Source organism: Sediminibacter sp. Hel_I_10, from assembly GCF_000688335.1.
Lineage (GTDB): Bacteria > Bacteroidota > Bacteroidia > Flavobacteriales > Flavobacteriaceae > Psychroserpens.
Genome location: NZ_JHZX01000001.1, coordinates 3,902,152 through 3,926,579 on the forward strand (window position 1 = coordinate 3,902,152; position 24,428 = coordinate 3,926,579).

A 24,428-nucleotide genomic window follows, 5' to 3' on the forward strand; every position below is an offset into this window, starting at 1 on the left:
ATATCTAATATTTGATAGAACGATGGCGAAATGGGATTATGTATTTTTAAGTTTCATCAACCTTTGATAATCTTGCAAAAATAAATAAAAAAGGGTTATGATCACGTTTCTCAAGCAAAACTCATACAATAGTCTGTTAAAATTCAGAATTTTAGCCACCATTAGCGTCTAATGGTGAAGTGACCTTGAGCCTCAAATTCTATAGTTCCTTTTTTCACCTGAGCAACCCACCAATAATCTGATGATGGCATATCTTGACCATTATAGGTACCATCCCAACCTTCAGAAGAAGAAGACAATTGCTTTAATAATTTGCCATAGCGATCGTAGATGTAAACGATAGTACCAGGCAGGGTCTCAACTCCCGTAATATGCCAAGTATCGAAATATTGATCACCATTAGGGGTCATAAACTTGGGAGCATCAATCACCAAGATCTCTTTGGTAATTTCAGAACAACCGTTAAGATCAATCACGGTTAATGTGTGATATCCTAGTGGGACACTTTCGAAGAAGTTAGATTCTTGTGGCTCATCATCATCTATTTGATATAAATAATTACCAATACCACTCACCGTAACGGTAACATTGTTTGGATCTGAGAAATCAATAACTTCTGTAAATTCAATATTTGCAGCCTCAGACTCTGACACTGAAAATACTCTAATAGTCTCACAACCAAAAGCAGTAGTCACTTTTACAGAGTAGGTGCCCACTTCTGTAATTTCAATTTCTGGAGTGGTCTCATTGGTTGACCATAAATAGGTATCACCTGTAAAGTTAGTATTTGCACTCACCACCAATGGTAGATTATCTAAACAAATTACCTGATCTTGAATGTCTACAATGGCTTTAGGATGCACAAAAATAGTGAACTGGGTAATGTCATAACAGCCCGTAATATCGTTCTCAACTCTAGCGTAGATCACATCATTGTCCATTGCCTCGTAAGTTGGGTTTACTCTATTCACATCATCTTGAGCAAATACCAAATCATTATAATACGTTACCGTAAAATCATTAGGATCTTGAGTTCCCAATATTTGGGCCTCTTGCTGGGTCAAATCAAAGACAAGGAAACCATCAAAATCATCATCACAAGTTTCTAAGTCAGTAGGTTGATTTGCTATCGGTAATGGATTCACTTTCAAATTAAAGTCATGGATTATAAAACAACCCGTTGTTGAAAACTGAACTCTTGCCACCAATACATCATTTGATGTTTGATAATTATAGTTGTTATCTAATGCATTAGACTGATCTCGAGCGTCTTCTTCCGAAGCATAATAAGTTACAACTACATTCTCTGTTTGTATCAACAAAGCATCATTAATGGCTGTAAGATCTGTAATGGCATCTGCATTATCACAAATTTGAAAATTATTGATAAAATTAATAGCAGGAGGAAGGTTCACGTTTAACTCTAGAGGAACCGTAACAAAACAATTTGATATGGTATTAGCCACTCTTACAAAAACCGTCTGTGGATTAGATAAATTGGTGTAGTTTGAAGTATTTGTAATTTCATCTTCCTCTAAAACAGCATCTGCCTCAGACTCGTAGTAAGCAATATCAATATTGTCTTGTCTTACATCTAAAATATCAAATTCTGATAGTGTTAAATCAAATTGAGCAATACCATCATAATCGACATCACATTGATCAAGACCTTCTGGTATGTTGACATCTGGAGCAGCAATAACACTCAATACAAATGAGGTATAAGACTCACAGATAGATCCGTTATTGATTCTAGCATAAATTTGCTGAGGATTCACAGTGTTTTCAAAAGTCATAGGTATGGCATCCACATTGTTGATGGCATCGAGTTCTGAAGTATGAAAGGTCACGTCTTCAATGTCTGAAATACCATTCGTGATTTCGCCCATTTGAATGCTCAGATCAAAAACCACGCTTCCATCATTTGAAATATCGTCACAAACAAATATGTCTGTAGCTTCATTGAATTCGGGATTAGTTCCTACTCTTATAGTAAAAGAGGCTGTAGTGTAACAGGTTGCATCGGTAATGTTTTCTACACGTACATAAATGGTTTGTGGATTAGACAGGTTTTCATAAACTTGAGTTTTGTCTATAGCATCAACATCGTTCTCTGCGTTTTGTGCATTTTCGTAATAAAATACTTGTTTACCACTTTGCCCTCCTAAGATATCAGCATCTTGGGATTGGAAAATAAATTCTCCAAATCCGTCATCGCCTTCCTCACAAAATTTATAGACGCTAATTGGGTTTATTACAGGTAAGGTGTTCACAATAATATCTAAATTCTCTAAACTGTAACAACCAGTGTTGGTATTTTCAACACGTATGGTGATCACTTGCGTCATGGCGCTAAAGAAAGAAGGATTTGAAATGGCGTTGGTTCCAGCTTCACCATCAGAAACACTCGTGTGAAATGTGACGTTTCTATTGGTGGTATCACTAATAACTTCTGAAATTTTAGCATTTAAGTTTACAACAGCAATCCCATCTTGATCTTGATCACAAATGATAATACCTTCTGGAGCTTCGGAAATTGGAGCTTCTAATACCGTAATTTCAAAAGATTGAACTGAAGCACACCCAGTTTCGTTTAATCTAGCTCTATAATAAAACACCTGTGGATTTGTGGTATTGGTGTAATTAGAAGGAACAGCTCCCGAATTATTATTGGCATCGTCTTCATCAGTGAAGTATTTTACATTAAATCCAGGCTCACCGTTAGTGATCGCGCTATTAAATTGGTTTAAATTCAATGCTGTAAAACCATCTTGATCTTCATCACAAACAATTTGAGAGCCAATCGATTCCACTTCAATAACGGGATAGATAATCAGTTCGATTTCGGCAATTTCAGTACAGATTGGACTTGTTAAAGTAATGTAAAGCGTTTGTGGATTAGAACTTGGAACAAATTCTACATTTTGACTTAGCGCTCCAACACCGTTACTTTGATTTTCTAAAGACGTATAAAAGTCAATGGTAACATCTTCTAAATTGTTAATGATATCTAAGGCGATATTTGCAAGGTCAAAACCTTCAATACCGTCATTCCCTTCATCACACAAAGAAAATTCTTTAATATCTGTACCAGTTAATAACAGATTGGTGTGAATTTCAATTGAGGTCACAGAAGCACATCCCGTTTCATTATCTACCACGCGAATATATACTTCACCTTCCTCAGCTTGCGGATTAGTGTAAGCTGTTTCATCTAAAATAGGATTAATGCCTTCGTTAGCATCTAAAGCCGTTTCATGAAATGTAACGGTTACTCCAGTCAAGCCGTCTAAAACATCTGCTGTAATTTGGGTTAAATCAAATTCAGCAAAACCATTATGATCTTGATCACAAGCATCGATGATATGCGGACCAATATTGATTACAGGTTTGTTAAGTACATCTATAGTAAGAGTGGTGGTTGAAGAGCAACCTGTAACCACATCAGTTACTCGAACATATACCTGCTCATTGCCATTACTATTCACATAGGGTAATGGTATTGCGTTCTGGCCATTTTCAGCATCATCAAGATCTAAATAATAGGTAACGCCTAAATCTGGATTTCCGTTGGTGATTTCCTCATCTTTTTCTGAAAGATCAATAATGGTCGCTCCATCGTCTGCAATATCTGCGCAAGCAATTAAAATAGTTGGAGGCGTTACCTCAGGAAGTTCGTTTACAATTAAATTGAATTCAGTATAGGCTAAACAACCGTTAATTTCGTCTTCAATTCTCACAAAAATAGTTTGAGGATTTGACGTGTTCTGAATAGGTGCCGTAATTGCACCAGAATTATTTTGAGCGCTAGTGGCACTATAGTGATAAGAAATTAGATAACTTGAATCTGGCACAGCATCTAAGGCCTCATTGGTTTTTACGGTAAGATCAAAAGTTTCGGTGCCATCAGCATTAGCATCACATAATTGATAATCGGTTATGGCATCTGCAGATTGGGTAGCACTTAAGGTAACTTCTACGCTATCTTCTATGGTACAATTAGAGCCCGCTAAAGGAATTGAAATTTCTAATTTATAAATTCCAGATTGATTTACAGTTAATTGTGGTGTATGTGCTCCAGGGATAAGCTCATCATTCATATACCAAGAATAAACGGCTTGCGGGTTGGCGATGTCGCCTTCTAAAGAGACTTCACTGGCACAGGTTTGTATGTCTGAGCCCAAATTAACTTCAGAGTTAAAGCTATTGCCCTCTATAAATACTGCTGAATCGTAATTTTGATCGGTTTGATCAGCAATCACTAGTTTGATACTATATTGTACATACGGCGTAATGTCTGCCGTTGCTGTCAAAACTTTCGTACGTCCGTTATAGTTGGTGTCTCCTACATTAAACCCTTGAAAATAGTTGGCATTTGAAGCATCACAATACCCTACGATTTCATCGTGAATGGTCTTGGTATTGACCGGTGTGGTCGTATCAGGAATAATAGCAATATTTTGATAAGGATCAGAAGTTCCAGCTTCTTTAATCAAAAAAGCAAAACCGTCAGAATATTGACAAGGAAAATTTCCAAAGTATTCTTCGGAAGCTAAAATATAATTGAACTGCAGTTGGTTGGTTATAGAAATGAAGTCAAATTCAATTGACGTTGCATTTAACGTATTGCTAATGCCTAGAGCCTCTTCGAGGTCGGCATCTGATAGCCAATCGGTGTTCCCTTCGTTGAGAATGTTATTGTTCTGTGAATTTCCGCCAGACATGGGGTTACCTGTAGACAACATGATGCCGTTTTCAAAAGGAAAGTTAGAATTTCCATTTTCAAAATAGGCGAAACTGTTAAATCCGTTAACCGAGCCATTAACTTGTGACGCGATGTTTGAAATTTCAACACAGCCTACAACCAGATTGTTTTCGACAAGCTGATCTACGGTATAAGCGTTGTTAATGTTGATTTGTTGCGCATTGATGGTGTAACCAAAAAGGAACGTGAGGGCAATGAGGGTTTTGTAGAAATGTTTCATCTTTAAGCGGTTAAGTTTATGGTATAAGAAGGGCGTTAGTTTGGGACTTAAAAACCTTCTGTTCTAATAGTGGGACCAAAGTAATCGATAATTAGACGAAATACAAATAAATACGTTGAAATACATGAATATTTAACGTTTAGACGAAAAATTGTATGGTTTGTACTAAAATAATTATTAGAATGAAGCTCGTGATTGATGCTTCAAGTCAAGTCTGACTTACAATTTTCATGCTTTGTTTAGAAAAGCACAAAAAAAACCAACGTTTATTAGTACGTTGGTTTTCAGTTCAATTCTAAGATGCTAAAATTAAAATTTAGCACCTAATATTTAAGATTTTCTAGATCGTCATTAACGGTATTTGACGTTTTAACGATTTTTTTAAGAGCTTTCATGATATGTTGATTTTGATTGATGAATACGATTACAAACGTGTTCTATAACGACGTTTACTGTTCCATGTACTTGTTTTTGTTTGCTCTAATGTTGCTGAAAGTTGATTGTTGTTTAATGTTCTCATAATGTTATTGTTTTAAGATTGATGTTTGATGTTCTACAATTAAAAGACGATTGTTTTCTACAAATGTTACAGAGCGTTAGTTTACTGTTTAGCGTAAGACCATCTAATTTTGATTTTGAAATAAAAAGTATAGGTCAACCCCGATCCTTGTTTTTTTTCTAAATAAAACGCTGTTTTAATCTCTCTATTCTTTTTTGAAAGACCGAAATGAGATAACTTTGTATCATTATGATATACCCTAAAATACCATTGGCCCAAACGGTTGTGCAAATGTGCCGGCAAAAAGCAGTAAAGCATATTGTTATTAGCCCTGGAAGTCGCAACGCACCGCTTAATATAGGCTTTACCAACGATGAATTTTTTACATGCTACAGTATTGTAGATGAGAGATGTGCCGCATTTTTTGCCTTAGGAATTGCTCAGCAACTTAGAGAACCAGTGGCTCTGGTATGTACTTCTGGCAGTGCCTTACTCAACTATTATCCCGCCATTTCAGAAGCATTTTATAGCAATATTCCCTTAATAGTGCTTTCGGCAGACCGGCCTAAGCATTTAATAGGTATTGGGGACGGACAAACCATCAATCAAAAAAATGTGTTTGAAAATCATAGTTTATATTCAACAGACTTAAAGTTGGATTTGAAGGATGAGCACCGATTATCTGAAAAAGAAGATCTCCCCATCTTTAAAAGTCTGGAAGGGAAGCTTGAACGTTTTCTTGGTCTTCAGCAAAACATTCAAGATGACAACGAAGAAGAAATCAATACCGCATTTGAACTGGCAAAACTAAAGCAAGGCCCCGTGCATATCAACATTCCGTTTGACGAACCTCTTTATGAGACCGTTGAGAAAATGTCTGTAAAGCCAAGAATAGAAAAGCTCGATTTCAAAAAACAAAAAATTGATGATGTAGAGGTAAAAGATTGTATAGATGAGTGGTATGGTGCTTCAAAAAAAATGATCTTGGTAGGCGTACTGCCTCCTAATCAAATAGAACAACGCTGGCTAGAAGAGTTAGCTAACGATGATAGCTTAGTTGTTTTTACCGAAACCACTAGCAATTTACACCATCCCAATTTTTTTACGAGTATTGATAAAATGATAGCCTCCCTGCAAGAGGAGGAGTTTCAACAATTACAACCCGATATTTTATTGACTTTCGGCGGAATGATTGTTTCAAAAAAAATCAAAAAATTTCTCAGATCTCATCAGCCCAAACACCATTGGCACGTAGATCCAAAGTCGGCTAATGATACTTACTTTTGTCTTACTAAGCATATAGAAGCAACCCCGAATGCCTTTTTGTCAGAGTTTCTTCCTAAAATAACGCACACCTTAAAAAGTAATTATCTGCCCACTTGGACGGCTGTTAAAAAGCACCGTAATAGAAAACATTTAGAATACATACGTCAAATTCCTTTTAGCGACTTTAAGGTATTTAGTTTCATTTTAAAATCTCTACCTAACAAATCACAATTGCAATTAGGCAATAGCTCTACAGTGCGTTATGCACAGTTGTTTAATCTCAATCCTACGCTAGAGGTTTTTTGTAATCGAGGTACCAGCGGGATTGATGGTTGTACATCTACAGCAATTGGAGCAGCAGTTGCTAGCTCTAAACAAACCACATTGATTACTGGCGATTTAAGCTTCTTTTACGATAGTAATGCGCTATGGAACAATTACATCCCCAAAAATTTTAGAATTATCCTAATCAATAATGAAGGTGGTGGTATTTTTAGAATTTTACCTGGCGATAAAAACACACCTAATTTTGAATATTTCTTTGAAACCACTCATAAACTTACGGCTAAGCAACTCTGTGAGATGTTTAAATTTGAATACCTCGCCGCAACAAATGAAGTACAGTTAGAGCAATCCTTGTCAAAATTTTATAATAAATCGAAACGTCCGCGTCTTTTAGAGGTTTTTACACCTAGAACTAAAAACGATGATATTCTCTTAGATTATTTTGATTTTATCGCTTAGTTAAGCAATCTCTTGATTATAAATTTATAAGAAATCTGTATTTTTAAGAAAAATTCAATTAACCCAAAATCAAAATTATGAGTAAAAGAGATGAGTTGATCGCAAAATATGCTGCAGATTTAAAAGAAAAGTGCGATGTTAATCCAGACATGAATTTATTGACAAAGGTAACCATCGGTTGCGGTCCGTCGATTTATAATGCCGATTCCGCAACGGTTTCCAGTTCTGATGAGAAGGAGCTTGCAACGGTTAAAAATAATTTTCTTATCAAAAAATTGGGACTTTCTGAGAGTGATGCCCTAGATGTTGCCATTGATGCTGTTATGGAAAAATATGGAAAATCCAATCGCAATAAATATCGTGTTGTTGTGTATTATCTATTAGCGACTCATTTTAAAAAAGAATCCGTTTACAATTAATATGGTTTTAAAATAGCCTTGATTTTTAGCATTACTGAAATCACAAACATAAAGACTCTCTATTAGATTTAAATAAAATCAAAAATAGGGAGTCTTGTCATTTCTAATGTTTCAGGCTTTGGCGTTTTTCCTATCTTTGCGCCATGATAAGAATTGGAGATTTTAATACACTCGAAATCATTCGAGAAACAGAACAAGGACTTTACTTGGCAGATACTGAAGATAACGAAGTATTATTGCCCAATCGCTACGTTCCCGAAGCGTTTAAAATTTGGGATAAAATAAAGGTTTTTGTATATCTTGATAATGAAGAAAGACCAGTAGCTGTAACAGATGAGCCTTATGTGGTAAGAGATGATTTTGCCATGCTACGCTGTAGTGATGTTACTAATCACGGTGCTTTTTTAGATTGGGGACTCGTCAAGCAATTGTTTTGCCCATTTAAGGAGCAGGCCTTTAAAATGAAAGCCGGCGGTTGGTACTTGATCCATTGTTATCTAGATGAGGAAACAGATCGATTGGTAGCCTCAAGTAAGACCAATCGTTTTCTAGACAATTCAGAACTTACCGTTCAAGAATTTGATGAAGTAGACCTCATTGTCTCTCACCCATCAGATATTGGGATGAACGTGATTGTAAACAAACAGCATCACGGCCTTATCTTTAATGATAATATTTTTAAGGATTTAAGTATTGGTGATCGTTTAAAAGGACATGTCAAAAAAATACGTCCTGATAATAAAATTGATATTGTTCTAGGTAAAATTGGCTATCGAAAAATTGAACCGAATGCAGATCTCGTTATGCAGCATTTAGAGGATAGTAAAGATGGATTTTTACCTCTTAATGATAAATCTGCACCTGAAGCAATTAAAAATGAGCTTCAAATGAGTAAAAAAACATTCAAAAAAGCTATCGGTACGCTATATAAGCAAAGGTTAATAAGTATTGAAGAAGACGGCATTCGTCTAATATAATTCTATTAGAAATAGATTTCAATACGATTATTGAAAATTGACTTCACGGTTCAAATCTGACATCCTTGCGCTTTCAGATTTGAACAAAATAGATATAAACATTATTTTTGCAGCTAAATAAAAAGCCATGAATAAAGCAGAATGGGTTACGGTTAAAACCTATGAAGACATCACCTATAAAAAGAGCAATGGCGTTGCCAGAATTGCATTTAATCGGCCAGATATAAGAAATGCGTTTAGGCCAAAGACCACTTCAGAACTTTACGATGCATTTTATGATGCCAATGAAGATGTAAACATAGGTGTGGTCTTACTATCTGCAGAAGGACCTTCTTCTAAAGATGGTATTTGGAGTTTTTGCTCTGGAGGAGATCAAAAGGCGAGAGGTCATCAAGGCTATGTTGGTGATGATGGTTACCATCGCTTAAACATTCTAGAGGTACAACGTCTCATTCGTTTTATGCCAAAAGCCGTAATTGCAGTTGTTCCTGGTTGGGCCGTTGGTGGAGGCCATAGTTTGCATGTTATTTGTGATTTAACTCTTGCCAGTAAAGAGCACGCCATCTTTAAACAAACCGATGCAGATGTCACAAGTTTTGACGGGGGCTACGGGTCGGCATACTTAGCAAAAATGGTAGGGCAGAAGCGGGCTCGAGAGATATTTTTCCTCGGAAGAAACTATAACGCTCAAGAAGCCTTTGATATGGGCATGGTAAATGCCGTTGTTCCGCATGATGCTTTAGAAGACACTGCCTATGAATGGGCACAAGAAATTTTAGCAAAATCACCTACTTCTATAAAAATGTTGAAGTTTGCTATGAATCTTACCGATGATGGTATGGTTGGCCAGCAAGTATTTGCAGGTGAGGCTACACGATTAGCTTACATGACAGACGAGGCAAAAGAAGGCAGAGACGCATTTTTGGAAAAACGGAAGCCGAATTTTGTTAAAAAATGGATTCCTTGAATCAGCCAAAAGCCTTTGCATGTTTAAGAACTTAAAACCATGGTTATCTGCGTTTAGATTACGTACACTTCCGCTTTCCATTTCCGGGATTATAATCGGCTCTTGTTTTGCGCACTATAATGGCGCCTTTGATGGAATGGTCATGTTTTTGGCGCTTCTTTTAACGACAGCACTACAAGTGTTATCAAATTTGGCCAATGATTATGGAGATGGGGTTAAGGGTACCGATAATGATACCAGAGTGGGACCACAGCGTGCTATACAAAGTGGTGCAATTACGCCGAATCAAATGCTAGAAGGTATAAAAATCAATGTTTTGATTGTTGTGGTACTTACCATGTTACTCATTTTTGCAGCCTTCGGAAATAAATATTTTTTATACGGGTTGCTCTTTTTTGTATTATCGGGCTTGTCCATTTATGCGGCGATCAATTATACAGTGGGCAGCTCTGCATACGGTTACAAAGGATGGGGAGACGTTTTTGTATTTTTGTTTTTCGGAATGTTGAGCGGAGTTGGAAGCTATTTTCTATACACCAAGCACTTAGACCATTTGATCATTCTTCCATCTGTTACTTTGGGTTTATTAAGTGTGGGCGTTTTGAATTTAAACAATATGCGTGACATTGACTCTGATGCGGGTTCTAATAAGCGCACTTTAGCTGTTAAATTGGGAAAAAGAAATGCGAAAATTTATCACTTGACTTTGATTATATCAGCTATGATTATCGCTGTGATTTTTGCGCTATTGTATTTTACTTCATTTTGGAACCTGATTTTCTTGGTCACCTTTGTACCATTGATCATTCATATTAAAAACATAAGTAAGGCTGTTACTGCAAACGATTTTGATTCTCAGCTAAAAGTACTGGCATTAACTACTTTTGCCCTATCGGTTTTATTGGGTTTAGGCTACATTTTGTAAATAATCTTTAGGTTCCATAGTCTTCCTTTTTTTTAGTTGTGGTAATGTTTTTTGTACTTTAGCTTTAACTCAAAAGCGCTTTCCCAATGAAACATGTATTACGCCTCATTATTAGTTTAGTTTTTGACACGTTGTCCCTAAATGATCAAACTAATAGATGATCGGTTTTAGAAGGTTAAAACAACAACATTGTAGAATTAGATTAAATAAAATTTTTCAAATATTTTTGTATTCAAATAAAATTCGATCCTAATGAAAATTACATTTTACGGTCACGCAAGTCTTGGCATTACAGTTGACGATACCCACATTTTAGTAGATCCTTTTATCTCCCAAAATCCAAAGGCTTCAAAAATTGATATCAATACGCTTAAGGCAGATTATATTTTGGTAACTCACGCCCATCAAGATCATATTTTAGATGTTGAGGCCATTGCCAAAAGAACAGGTGCCGTTGTAATTTCTAATTTTGAAATAGCCACCTATTTTGATAATATGGATATTGAGAATCACCCAATGAACCATGGTGGTCAATGGGATTTTGAATTCGGAAATGTAAAATATGTAAATGCCATCCATACGTCTTCATTTCCTGATGGCAGCTATGGTGGTCAACCAGGCGGATTTGTAATTGAAGGTGAACACAAAAACATTTATATTGCCGGCGATACTGCTTTAACGATGGATATGAAGTTGATCCCTTTGTTTACAAAGCTAGATTTGGCGATTTTACCAATAGGAGATAATTTTACTATGGGTGTGGATGAAGCTATTATGGCCAGTGATTTTGTTCAATGTGATAAAATCTTAGGGGTGCATTACGATACTTTCGGTTATATTGAAATTGATCATGAAGAAGCAAAACGCAAATTTTTCAGCAAAAACAAAGATTTGATGCTTCTTGAAATTGGCGAATCTATTGAACTATAATAGTGCTGGTAATTTCAGTTTGTACCTTTTTGAATAAATTGTAATCGTAGAACAGGATTGTTCTCTTTTAATCGGATTAACCCAAAAGCGATAACGTTTGAGTGTTAAATTATATCATAAAATCGTTGAAATACTACAAATAAAAATTAGGAGTGTTTTGCAATATGATGGATTTGATATAGTTTTACGCCCTAAATGAAAAAGCACTTCCAACATATTCTGTTCTCTTTAAGTATTCTACTTTTGAGTGGGTTTGTACAACTATATGCAAGTTCAGGATATAGTGCTCAAAATCATTTCGTTTTCCAACAAGAAAATAATTTAAATGATTTTGTAGATTTCGATGCGTATCATCAACGTCTTCTCGAATTAAATAATAGTTCAGAAACAGAACATATGCATCAGCTGTTTGCAGAAATAGCCGATGTTGAAGATTCAGAAGAGAATGAAGAAAAAGCAAGTACTAGCAATTCATCTCAGTCCTTTGCTTTCTTTAACTCTGCGCGTTTGCATGCTGCACAGTGTGCTTATTTTTCTTCTCAGCTCAAGCGGGAGTTTTTAAATTATGAACATGTAATTTCAAAACCTTCCCTTAGACTCTACTTAAAATTTCAGGTATTCATTATCTGATCATTTGGTGTATACAGACATAACTTCATAAGTCTGTTTTTTATGTAATTATTTCAAAAAAGAAAGTACTGCCATACTGAAATGGAAGTATCATTTACATTAACTCAATCTATATCACCAATTATCTTATCGTATCGTTATGAAAAACTATGTTATCGTCATAGGCATGCTTGTGCTTTTATTTCACACAAGCTGCGAATCAAAAAAAGAGAAAAAAGAAGAACACACAAAATATCTTGTTACCAACCCCATTAAAAAAGACACTTCTGTAACTAAGGATTATGTATGTCAAATCAATTCTATAAGGCATATTGAATTACGAGCTCTTGAACGAGGTTATCTACAAAATATTTATGTAGATGAAGGTCAGCGCGTGACTAAAGGCCAAAGAATGTTCCATATCATGCCCAACATTTATGAGGCCGATCTTCAAAAAGCTACTGCTGAAGCCAAAGTTGCCGAAATAGAACTAGATAACACCAAGTTACTTGCAGATGGTAACGTTGTTTCTGAAAACGAACTGGCAATGGCCAGAGCTAATTATGACAAAGCTAGAGCAGAAGTAGCGCTTTCTGAAACACATTTGGGTTTTACCAATATCAAGGCGCCTTTTGATGGCATCATGGACCACCTACATGTTCGTGAAGGTAGTTTACTAGACGAAGGTGAATTATTGACTACACTTTCAGACAACAGTAAAATGTGGGTTTATTTTAATGTGCCAGAAGCCGAATATTTAGACTATATCATCAGTGCAAATAAGGATAGTAAAAAGGAAGTACAACTCTTAATGGCCAATAATAAAAAATTCAATCAAAAAGGTATCGTTGAAACCATTGAAGGTGAATTTAACAACCAAACGGGAAACATTGCCTTTAGAGCAACCTTTGATAACCCTGATAGTATTTTGAGACATGGAGAAACAGGTAGCGTATTGATGACCATCCCTTTTAAAGATGCCATCATTATTCCTCAAAAAGCAACTTTCGAAATTTTAGATAAGAAATACGTATTCGTCATTGATAAAAATGATGTGGTGCAACAAAGAGAAATCACTATTGCGGCAGAAATGCAACATCTCTTTGTAATAGATAAAGGATTGTCTGTTAACGATAGAATATTGGTAGAAGGTATTCGAATGGTTAAGAACAAGGAAAAGATACATACCAAATTTGTAGAACCAAATGAAGTTTTATCTCACTTGAACTTATACGCCGAGTAATCGCAATTAAAATCTTGACGACAGATGTTTAGTAAATTTATAAAAAGACCGGTTTTGGCAATCGTCATATCGGTAATCATCGTATTCACGGGACTGCTCTCTATTAAGCAGTTACCAATTTCACAATTTCCAGAAATTGCACCAACTACGGTAAACATATTTATTGCTTATCCTGGTTCTAGTGCAGATGTACTGGTAAAATCAACGCTCATACCTCTAGAAACGGCCATCAACGGTGTGCAAGGTATGCGTTATATAGCTTCTGATGCCACAAGTGCGGGAGAAGGAACCTTACGTATTATTTTTGAACCTGGTACAGATCCCAACCAAGCGGTAGTAAGGGTAAAGACCAGAGTAGATCAAGTTATGCCGTTATTGCCAGAATTGGTGCAACGAGAAGGGGTTATCATAACTCCTGTGCAGCCAAGTATGTTGATGTACGTTAACTTGTACAGTAATAATGACGATGACCACGAGCTATTTTTGTATAACTACGCGTATACCAAAATGATTCCAGAAATTCAAAGAATCGATGGTATTGCTAGTGCGCAAATTCTTGGTAGCCGAAAGTATGCCATGAGAGTTTGGTTAAAACCAGACCGTATGCGTGCCTATAATGTTTCCGCAGAAGAAATTTTAAAAGCCATGGAAGAGCAGAGTATTTTGGCTCGACCTGGAAGGATTGGTCAAAGCTCTGGTAAAACATCACAATCGCTTGAATATGTGCTCATGTATCAAGATCGATATGATGAACCTGAACAATATGAGGATATTATTATCAAAGCCAATGAGGATGGTGAAATCTTAACCTTAGGAGAATTGGCCGATGTTGAATTGGGTAGTGAGTTTTTTGATATTTATTCTAATTTAGATGGAAAACCTTCGGCATCCATTGTCTTGAAACAAACATTTGGTAGTAATGCCAGTGATGTGATTCAAGAGGTAAAAGATAAGCTCGAGGAACTTCAGGAAGACTTACCAACAGGGTTAGAATATAGAATTAGTTATGATGTGTCTAACTTCTTAAATGCATCTATAGAGCAGGTAATTCATACACTTAGGGATGCATTTATTTTGGTAGCTATCGTGGTATTCTTGTTCTTGGGAGATTGGCGTTCTACGTTGATACCAATCATTGCTGTACCTGTTTCTTTAATTGGGGCCTTTTTTATCATGCAACTCTTTGGTCTTTCTATTAACCTGATCACGTTATTCGCACTGGTTTTAGCTATTGGTATTGTGGTTGACGATGCTATTGTGGTGGTCGAGGCCGTGCATGCCAAAATGGAAGAAACCCATTTGGGACCTTATGAAGCTGTTAAATTGGTGGTTAATGAGATTGGTGGCGCTATTATAGCTATTACTTTGGTGATGGTCTCTGTATTTATCCCCATAGCATTTATGACTGGTCCAGTTGGAGTCTTCTATCGCCAATTTTCAATAACAATGGCAGGATCTATTATTCTCTCGGCCGTTGTGGCTTTAACTTTGACGCCGGTACTTTGTGCCATGATCCTTAAAAATGATCATGGTAAACCCAAGAAGAAATCACCTGTAGATAAATTTATCGATTGGTTTAACAGAGGTTTTGAACGATTGACTGGTAGATACGGTAAAATTCTTAACCGCATCGTGGCTAGAAGAGTCTTAACCTTTGGGATCTTAATTGCCTTTTGCGTCGGTATATTTTTAACAAATGAAGTTTTACCAGCAGGATTTATTCCAAATGAAGATCAAGGTATGATCTATGCCATCATTCAAACACCTCCAGGATCTACGTTGGAGCGTACCAATGATGTGGCCAGAAAACTTCAGAAAATCTGTGAAGAAACGGAAGGCGTAGAATCGGTATCTTCTTTGGCGGGATATGAAATCATGACTGAAGGTCGAGGCTCTAATGCCGGGACTTGTTTGATTAATTTAAAACCTTGGTCAGAACGTCATCATTCAGTTCACGAAATCATGGAAGAGCTGGAAGAGGAAACCAAAAACTTAGGAGCGGTCATTGAATATTTTGAACCGCCTGCAGTACCTGGATTTGGATCATCTGGTGGATTTTCTATGCGTTTATTAGATAAAACAGATGGCACCGATTATCATGAATTTGAAAAAATCAATAACAATTTCATGGATGCGCTTTCTAAGCGTGAAGAGCTTGCCGGTTTATTCACGTTCTATTCTGCAAATTATCCGCAGTATGAACTTAAAATAAACAATAAGATTGCCATGCAAAAAGGGGTGACCATTGATAAAGCTATGGAAAACCTCAATATTTTAATTGGTAGTACGTATGAACAAGGTTTTATCCGTTTTGGTCGTTTCTTTAAGGTGTATACTCAGGCAGCACCAGAATATAGAGCACTGCCAACAGATCTTGAAAAACTTTTTGTTAAGAATGAAGAGGGAGAGATGGTACCTTATTCGGCCTTCATGAGCATGGAGAAAAAATTGGGTCCTAATGAGATTACACGTTACAACCTTTACAATTCTGCATCTATAAGAGGGTTGCCTGCGCCTGGATTTACTAGTGGAGATGCCATAGACGCCATAAATGAAGTTGCAGAATTGACCCTTCCAAGGGGTTATGATGTTGCTTGGGAAGGTTTGTCTTATGATGAGGCTCGAAGAGGAAATGAATCAATTTACATTTTTATCGTCGTATTAATTTTCGTGTATTTTGTACTTGCTGCACAATACGAGAGTTTCTTATTACCATTTGCCATCATTCTGTCCTTGCCTGTTGGAGTTCTCGGTTCGTTCGTTATGCTTAAAGCAATGGGGCTGGCCAATGATGTTTACGCACAAATTGGACTCATCATGCTGGTTGGCTTACTCGGTAAAAATGCGGTACTAATTGTAGAATTTGCAGTACAAAAACGACGACAGGGCAGTACTATTTTAGAATCGGCCATAGAAGGTGCCAAAGTACGTTTTAGACCTATTTTGATGACCTCGTTTGCGTTTATAGCAGGTCTTATTCCATTGGTATTTGCACATGGTGCAGGTGCTATTGGTAATAGAACTATTGGAGGATCAGCTATGGGAGGAATGCTCATGGGAACCCTATTTGGGGTATTGATCATCCCTGGCCTGTATTATATTTTCGCAACAATGGCAGATGGTCGTAGCTTGATTAAAGGAGAATCTAACGAGCCTGTTTCCGAAGAATTTATGAGAATAAGTGAGAGTGAAAGTAAAACATCTTCTAGACTCCGCAAAATCAACAAGCTTTTGAAAAAACTAATTAAAAAAGATAGTGATGAACAATAATATTAGAAATCTAATTACTTACAGACGTTCATTTGTATTAAGTTGTCTTGCCGTTTTGGTGTTCTATTCTTGTGTCCCGACCAAGGTTGTAAGAGAAGAAGATAATTCGGTACCAGATCTCTATAATGCATTGGCTACAGACACCACAAATGTGGCAAAGGTCAATTGGAAAAATTTCTTTTCAGATGAAAATTTAGTCACATTAATTGATAGTGCTTTGGTCAGTAACCAAGAGCTCAATATCATGTTGCAACAAATAGACATTTCTAAAAATGAAATTAGAGCAAGAAAAGGTGAGTATTTACCGTTTGTAAGCGCCTATGCTGGAGCAGAAACAGAAAAGGTAGGTGAGTTTACTAGAAATGGTGCCGTTGAGCAAAATTTGAACATTCGTGAAGACGAGGCATTTCCTGATCCTTTATCCAACTTTTCTTTAGGGCTTTCAGCCTCTTGGGAATTGGATATTTGGAAAAAACTTCGGAATAGCAAAAAAGCAGCTGTATTTGAGTATTTATCTTCGGTTGAAGGAAAGAATTTTATGGTCACCAATTTGGTGTCTGAAATTGCAGAAACCTATTATGAGCTATTGGCGTTAGACAATCAATTGGCCATTATAGAGCAGAATTTAGAACTTCAAAAGAATGCTTTAGCAATGGTAAAACTTCAAAAGCAAGCCGCTAGAGCTACAGAGCTGGGTGTACAAAGATTTGAAGCAGAAGTTCTTAAGAACAGAAGTAATAAATATCAAATACAACAGCAAATTGTAGAGACCGAAAACAAGATCAACTTTTTACTTGGTCGATATCCACAATCTATAAAGAGGGATTCAGATAACTTTATTGAGCGTAAAATTGATACCGTCTATGCTGGAATTCCATCACAATTATTAGAGAATCGCCCAGATATTCGTCAAGCAGAGTTTGAATTGGCAGCGGCAAAATTAGATACCAAGGTCGCTAAAGCTGGTTTTTATCCTTCTTTGGGAATTAAAGCTGGCGTAGGTTTAGAGGCCTTTAATTTGAAACATTTGCCAAGTACACCAGAGTCTCTTGCCTATTCTTTAGTGGGAGACGTTGTAGGACCTTTGCTTAATAGAAATGCCATAAAAGCGAATTATCAAAATGCAAATGACAGACAGCTACAAGCAGTTTATGAATTTGAAAAGACCATTTTAGGGGCTTATGTTGAAGTCGCCAATGAGCTTTCTAACATTCGTAATCTTAAAAATAGTTATGATCTTAAAAGGGATCAAGTTGAAGCATTAACAACCTCGATTGATTTATCTACAAGATTGTTTCGCTCTGCAAGAGCCGATTATATGGAGGTGTTACTTACCCAAAGAGAGGCACTGGATGCTAAAATTGAAATTGTAGAAACTAAAAAAAATCAGTTGTTAGCTAATGTGCATATTTATCGTGCACTCGGCGGAGGCTGGAACTAAAATCTTTTAGTGTTAATAGCAGTTAAAGGGTCATCTCACATCATGTGGGATGGCTTTTTTTCATTATAAACGTAACGTCTATTTTTAAGAATGTCAAGTATGTCATTCTAACTTTATCTCATGGGGTTTATTTTGTAATTTTGATGAAATTGCAAGAATGAAGCTTCAGAATCTTTTAGTGGTGTTACTATTTTCTTCAGGAGGAATGTTTGCTCAGGTAGAATCTGGCAAAACTGGGGCGTGGTATATGTACTTTTATGATCATCAATTTAAAAATAGCCGTTTTGGGATTCAAGGAGATGCACAATACCGAAATTGGAATCTCGGTGGTGATTTAGAACAACTTTTATTAAGATCTGGTTTGACTTATAGACCTAAAGGTGTTGAAGCAAAATTTACCCTAGGTTACGCCCATGTGACTTCTGGCGAGTTTGGAGATGAGAATAATACGTCTATGGAAAACAGAATCTATCAAGAAGCTCTTTTACCTCAAAAATTGGGCAATCGCGTTTACCTTACCCATAGATTTAGATACGAACAACGATTTGTAGAAGATCAAGATTTTAGAACACGCTATCGCTACAACCTCTCTATAAACATACCGCTAACTAATAAGGCTTTAGAAGCTAATACCCTTTATTTAGCGTTGTACAATGAGTTATTTATTAATGGACAAAAGGACATAGGAGATGACCGTACCGTGGCATTATTTGATAGAAACAGAACGTATTTGGGGCTTGGCTATGTTGTAAATGACGGCATACGTTTTCAACTAGGTTGGATGAATCAAAAAACAGATGCTATTGGTAAAGCCCAATTACAGCTTAGCATGCATCATAATTTTTAATTAAAACTTAAGCAAAAACATCATATGAAGGCATCATTTCAACCTTATACCTTAAATTTTAAACAAGCGAGTGGGACATCAAGAGGCGTTTTGAAAACTAAGGATACTTGGTTTATTATAATTAATGACGGAACCAAAAAGGGGATTGGTGAGTGTGGAATGTTTAGAGGATTGAGCTTTGACGATACACCCCATTATGAGGCAAAATTACAATGGGTTTGCGACCATATTAATTTAGGATTACAGGCCTTACTTATTGAAACTACCCAATACCCGAGCATTCAGTTTGGTCTAGAAATGGCATTTAAATCTTTAGAAAGTATTGATGGTTTTGAATTATTTCCTTCAAAATTCACAAAAGGCAATGATGCTATTTCAATCAACGGACTCATTTGGATGGGTAGCGCAACGTTTATGAAAGAGCAAATTAGAGAAAAAATAGATCAAGGTTTTAAGTGTATTAAATTAAAGATTGGTGCTATAGATTTTTCTACGGAAATAGGACTACTCAAGTCCATCCGTGAAACCTATTCTGCTCAAGACATGGAGCTTCGGGTTGATGCCAATGGCGCCTTTTCGCCAAAAGAAGCTTTAGAGAAATTAGACCAATTATCTAAATTTGATTTACACTCCATTGAGCAACCCATTAAACAAGGGCAGTTAGAAGCTATGGCAAAATTATGTGAACAAACACCTTTGTCAATTGCTCTAGATGAAGAATTGATAGGTGTTTTTTCCGAAGAAAAAAAAGAAGCGCTTTTACAACAGATCAAACCACAATACATTATTCTGAAACCCACTTTGGTTGGCGGCTGTTCTGGAAGTGAATCTTGGATTGAAAAAGCAGAAAGTCACAATATAGGTTGGTGGATTACGAGTGCTTTAGAAAGTAACATTGGTCTCAATGCTATTGCACAATGGACCTATACTTTAAAAAATAACAGACCGCAAGGTCTTGGGACAGGAGGTTTATTTTCCAATAATTTTGATGCGCCTTTGCTTGTAAAAAATGGTAAATTGCGCTACGATAAATCGATCTCATGGTCTATAAAAAATGACCATTTTAATTATTAATTCACATAGAAAAAGGGTTATGTTTATAGCACAGGCTTTTAAAGCCAAACACGAGTTTTGGAGATATTTAGTAGGGTCATTAATTGTTTTTGCTGCATCAACCGTAGGGCAAGTTCCTTTTATAGTTGTTCTATTTATTAAAGCAATTAAAGACGGGAAAGGACTCGGTAGTATTTCGGAGGATACGATGTATTCTATGCTCGATCCAAATCTATTTTTATTTTTGATTTTACTATCCTTTGCTGTTGGTTTTATCGGCTTGTTTTTGGCTGTAAAATACATACACCAACAAACCATGAGGGCTATTGCTACCTCTAGAATAAAACTAGATTGGAAACGCATTTGGTTCGCCTTTATTTTTTGGGGTACTATTTCATCTGGACTGGTATTGTTAGACTATTTTTATTTATCACCAGAGAGTTATGAATTTAATTTTGAGCCACAACGGTTCATCATTTTATGCGTTATTGCCGTGGCATTAGTACCCATACAAACGAGTCTTGAGGAATATATTTTTAGAGGTTATTTGATGCAAGGTTTTGGAATGTTGGCAAAGAACAGATGGTTTCCATTACTGATGACGTCATTAATTTTTGGCCTTTTACACATTGCAAATCCAGAAGTTGGTAAACTTGGTTACGGTTTATTGGTTTACTACATTGGTACAGGATTATTTCTGGGCATCATCACGCTTATGGATGAGGGTATGGAATTAGCTTTAGGGTTTCATGCCGCAAACAACTTATTCACCGCCTTATTGGTAACCTCAGACTGGACGGCTTTCCAAACCCATTCGATACTAAAAGATGTGGCAGAACCAAGTTTGGAATTTATAGATATGGTATTACCTGTGTTCATCATATTTCCTATTCTATTATTTATATTCGCTAAAGTGTACCGATGGAAAAACTGGAAAGAAAAACTCTTTGGAGAAGTACATGAACCCGCAAACGAAGATTACAAAATCATTGGAGAAGACTCCTATACAAATCAATAGATATGACACCAACTTACGACAAAATCCACTTAAAATTTAAGTTAAACGGTATTAATTATGATCATGCCGAGCTTAAGGAAGTTGCTTACAGCTTAGTAAAAGAAGGAGAAGTTTATGAAAAAGTAGTAGGTGATTTTCTACTCGATTGGTTAGATGAGAAGCCTCATGTTACCGTAAATACATCTGGATCTACAGGACTGCCTAAAAAAATACTTTTACAAAAGCAATCCATGATCAATTCTGCTTTAGTTACAGGTGATTATTTTGAACTAGAGCCAGGCAATACAGCCTTGCATTGTTTGCCAAGTCGGTACATCGCAGGCAAGATGATGTTGATAAGAGCTATGATTTTAGGTTTAGAATTAGATCTGGTTTCACCGTCTTCAAACCCAGCTTACGATGATGAAAAGGTGTACGATTTTTGCGCAATGATTCCACTACAGCTCAAAAACTCATTAGGTCGTTTAAAGCATATCAAAACATTGATTGTAGGAGGAGCTCCAGTTCCAACTCCGGTTAAAAATCAATTATCTAATGTAAGCGCTAAGGTTTATGAAACCTATGGAATGACCGAGACCTTAAGCCACATTGCGGTGAAACATCTAAATGCCGCTTCGGAAGAGGATGCGCATTTTGAACTTTTAAAAAATATTTCTATTCATAAAGATGATCGGGATTGTTTGGTTATTAATGCACCTCAATTAACAGAACATGAAGTGGTCACCAATGATATTGTGAATCTCATTTCCGAAGACACCTTTGAGATTATTGGCCGTTATGACAATATGATCAATTCTGGCGGAATTAAATTGTTTCCAGAGTTGATTGAGAAAAAACTTCAAGATCAAATCGAGCAGCGGTTTTTTGTTGCTTCGGAAATAGATCAGGATTTAGGGGAGAAGGTGATTTTAATTATTGAAGGAAATTCCAACGAATTAGATACAGCCGTATTTGATGATCTCGAGAAATTTGAAATTCCGAAGGCCATCTATAATCTTCCTAAATTTATAGAGACTGAGACCAAAAAAGTGCAACGTCAAAAAACTTACGACGCTGTTTTTGCATAGTTTACTCATTGAAACTGGTGTTTAACTCATTAGTGGTTTTATAGAAGTTGGTTTGTGTTTAGGTTTGATTAGAACTTAAAACACAAATCAATATGAAACATTTACTACACATTGCATTTATACTTTTATTAAGTCTAAATGCATCGGCCCAAGAACGAGAAATTCACGGTATTGTGACATCTGCAGGAGAAGGATTACCATTACCAGGAGCTAGTGTCATTATTAAAGGGACTAGCAAAGGAACCCAAACAGATTTTGATGGTAAATACGTCATTAGAGCCAAACCTCAGGATGTGCTTATCTTCTCTTATGTTGGCCTGAAGAGACAAGATATTAAGGTTAACGACGCTTCAGAAATAAACGTAGCCCTTGAAGAAGATAACGCAGCACTTGAGGAAGTTGTTGTGACAGGTTATGCTGGTATAACAAATGATTTTTACAGAAAATCTAAATCGACCGTATCTTATGCTTTGTCTGGAACTGTCTCAGGAGTACAAATAAATACAACACAAAGATCTAACTCTGCCATAAAAATTAGAGGAGTAGCTTCTGCCACCAACAGTGAGCCCTTATTCGTTTTAGATGGTGTGCCCATCACAGAGTCAGAGTTTAGAGCCATAAAGACAAAAGACATCAAGCATGTTGAGATCTTAAATGCACAACAGGGAGGTGCCCTTTATGGTTATCAAGGATCAAAAGGTGTTATTTGTTTGCGTACCAAAGGACAAAAAAACAATCCAGACCTGAGTATCGTCAATGAATTTTTGAATGAGTCTTATGAACAGATTCAAGAGAATCCATTTAAGCGATCAGAAATAGCGCCATTGTCAACCTTTTCCATAGATGTAGACAAAGCGGCCTATAGCAATATTAGAAGAATGATCAATAACGGACAAAAGATTCCGAAAGATGCTGTTAAAATAGAGGAGATGGTCAATTATTTCAATTATGCTTATGCACAACCCAATGATGAGCATCCCTTTTCTATAGATACCGAAGTTGCTAAAACGCCTTGGCATGATAAAACGAAATTGGTTAAAATAGGCTTACAAGGCAAAACCTATGAAAATGAAGCATTGCCTGCCTCAAATCTTACCTTTTTGATTGATGTTTCTGGCTCTATGGATGCTACCAATAAATTACACCTTCTTAAAAGTGCATTTAAGTTGTTGGTAAATCAACTTAGAGCAAAAGATCACGTATCTATTGTGGTTTACGCAGGAGCAGCTGGTGTTGTGTTAGAACCAACCTCTGGAGACGATAAAGAGAAAATTATTTCCGCTTTAGAGCGATTGCAAGCTGGTGGTTCAACGGCAGGAGGCGCAGGTATTGAATTGGCGTATCAATTGGCCGAAAAAAATTATAAAAAAGACGGAAATAACCGTGTGATTCTGGCGACTGATGGTGACTTTAATGTGGGTGCTTCAAGTGATAAAGCTATGGAAACATTAATTGAAGAAAAGCGTAAGTCTGGAGTATTTTTATCAGTTTTAGGCTTTGGTTATGGTAATTATCAAGATTCAAAACTCGAAACGCTTGCAGATAAAGGTAATGGAAACCATTCTTATATTGATAACATGCAAGAAGCTCAAAAAGTCTTCGGAAAAGAATTTGGTGGGACTTTATATACGATTGCGAAAGACGTCAAGATTCAGGTGGAATTCAATCCTAAAAAAGTACAAGCTTACCGATTAATAGGTTATGAGAATAGATTATTAGCCGATGAAGACTTTATAGATGACACCAAAGATGCTGGAGAATTGGGAAGCGGACACACAGTTACAGCGCTTTATGAAATTATCCCAGTAGGTGTGAAAACCGATTACTTGCAGTCTAAAACCACATTAAAATACACAAAAGTAGAGTCTCTAGATGATTATGATGATGAGCTTTTTACGGTTAAATTTAGATATAAAAAACCAGACGGATCAAAAAGTATAGAAATGGTGCATGTACAAAAAGACATTGTGAATACACCTACCAAAGACATGAGTTTTGCAGCCGCCGTAGCACTATTTGGAATGGAATTAAGAGCCTCTAAATATGCGAACAATGCTCAAATTCAAGACGTTATCAAGCTCGCAAAAGCGGGTAGAGGTATTGATGAAAATGGTTATAGATCTGAATTTATTAGACTAGTAGAATCCCATTCTAATTTATAAGAATGT

16 protein-coding genes are annotated in these 24,428 nt (G+C 36.4%); 15 read left to right on the plus strand and 1 reads right to left on the minus strand.

All coding sequences use genetic code 11. The annotated features are described in order from the left end of the window. Window positions 1-161: 161 nt before the first annotated feature. A complete protein-coding gene (locus P176_RS0117570; RefSeq protein ID WP_026755929.1) occupies window positions 162-4,985 on the minus strand; it encodes a T9SS type B sorting domain-containing protein in 4,824 nt (1,607 codons plus the stop codon). Window positions 4,986-5,733: 748 nt separating this feature from the next. Here P176_RS0117570 and menD point away from each other — a divergent pair. The 15 genes from menD to P176_RS0117650 all read left to right on the plus strand — a co-directional run bounded on the left by menD (window position 5,734) and on the right by P176_RS0117650 (window position 24,422). Next, a complete protein-coding gene (menD, locus tag P176_RS0117575) occupies window positions 5,734-7,494 on the plus strand; it encodes a 2-succinyl-5-enolpyruvyl-6-hydroxy-3-cyclohexene-1-carboxylate synthase (RefSeq protein WP_026755930.1) in 1,761 nt (586 codons plus the stop codon). A gap of 77 nt (window positions 7,495-7,571) precedes the next feature. Next, window positions 7,572-7,913, plus strand: coding sequence for a DUF2853 family protein (locus P176_RS0117580; RefSeq protein ID WP_026755931.1), 342 nt, complete (start codon window positions 7,572-7,574; stop codon window positions 7,911-7,913). A gap of 143 nt (window positions 7,914-8,056) precedes the next feature. Next, on the plus strand, window positions 8,057-8,890 hold the full coding sequence (locus tag P176_RS0117585; protein WP_026755932.1) for a S1 RNA-binding domain-containing protein: 834 nt from the start codon (window positions 8,057-8,059) through the stop codon (window positions 8,888-8,890). Window positions 8,891-9,017: 127 nt separating this feature from the next. Next, entirely contained in the window at window positions 9,018-9,857 is an 840-nt protein-coding gene (locus tag P176_RS0117595) for a 1,4-dihydroxy-2-naphthoyl-CoA synthase (RefSeq protein ID WP_026755933.1), read from the plus strand. A 19-nt stretch (window positions 9,858-9,876) separates the two neighbouring features. Beyond that, complete coding sequence (menA, locus tag P176_RS0117600; protein WP_026755934.1) at window positions 9,877-10,782, plus strand: 1,4-dihydroxy-2-naphthoate octaprenyltransferase; 906 nt, start codon at window positions 9,877-9,879, stop codon at window positions 10,780-10,782. Window positions 10,783-11,034: 252 nt separating this feature from the next. After that, entirely contained in the window at window positions 11,035-11,712 is a 678-nt protein-coding gene (locus tag P176_RS0117605; protein ID WP_026755935.1) for a metal-dependent hydrolase, read from the plus strand. Window positions 11,713-11,907: 195 nt separating this feature from the next. Beyond that, complete coding sequence (locus P176_RS0117610; protein ID WP_026755936.1) at window positions 11,908-12,342, plus strand: hypothetical protein; 435 nt, start codon at window positions 11,908-11,910, stop codon at window positions 12,340-12,342. Window positions 12,343-12,481: 139 nt separating this feature from the next. Further along, window positions 12,482-13,564, plus strand: a complete 1,083-nt coding sequence (locus P176_RS0117615) for an efflux RND transporter periplasmic adaptor subunit (protein WP_026755937.1) — start codon at window positions 12,482-12,484, stop codon at window positions 13,562-13,564. A gap of 24 nt (window positions 13,565-13,588) precedes the next feature. After that, window positions 13,589-16,834: an efflux RND transporter permease subunit gene (locus tag P176_RS0117620; RefSeq protein ID WP_026755938.1), complete on the plus strand. Its 3,246-nt coding sequence runs from the start codon at window positions 13,589-13,591 to the stop codon at window positions 16,832-16,834. Next, window positions 16,824-18,275 (plus strand): TolC family protein, encoded by a 1,452-nt coding sequence (locus P176_RS0117625; RefSeq protein WP_026755939.1) that lies wholly within the window; start codon window positions 16,824-16,826, stop codon window positions 18,273-18,275. Before P176_RS0117620 ends, P176_RS0117625 begins: the two co-directional genes overlap by 11 nt. A 157-nt stretch (window positions 18,276-18,432) precedes the next feature. Continuing rightward, complete coding sequence (locus P176_RS0117630) at window positions 18,433-19,122, plus strand: DUF2490 domain-containing protein (protein ID WP_026755940.1); 690 nt, start codon at window positions 18,433-18,435, stop codon at window positions 19,120-19,122. Between the two features lie 24 nt (window positions 19,123-19,146). Next, complete coding sequence (locus tag P176_RS0117635) at window positions 19,147-20,196, plus strand: o-succinylbenzoate synthase (RefSeq protein ID WP_026755941.1); 1,050 nt, start codon at window positions 19,147-19,149, stop codon at window positions 20,194-20,196. Window positions 20,197-20,215: 19 nt separating this feature from the next. After that, window positions 20,216-21,193, plus strand: coding sequence for a CPBP family intramembrane glutamic endopeptidase (locus P176_RS0117640; protein ID WP_026755942.1), 978 nt, complete (start codon window positions 20,216-20,218; stop codon window positions 21,191-21,193). 2 nt (window positions 21,194-21,195) lie between these two features. Then, window positions 21,196-22,260, plus strand: coding sequence for an AMP-binding protein (locus tag P176_RS0117645; RefSeq protein ID WP_037349037.1), 1,065 nt, complete (start codon window positions 21,196-21,198; stop codon window positions 22,258-22,260). Window positions 22,261-22,352: 92 nt separating this feature from the next. After that, window positions 22,353-24,422 carry a VWA domain-containing protein gene (locus tag P176_RS0117650; protein WP_026755944.1) on the plus strand — a complete coding sequence of 690 codons (2,070 nt, stop codon included), beginning with the start codon at window positions 22,353-22,355 and terminating at the stop codon, window positions 24,420-24,422. Window positions 24,423-24,428: the final 6 nt, after the last annotated feature.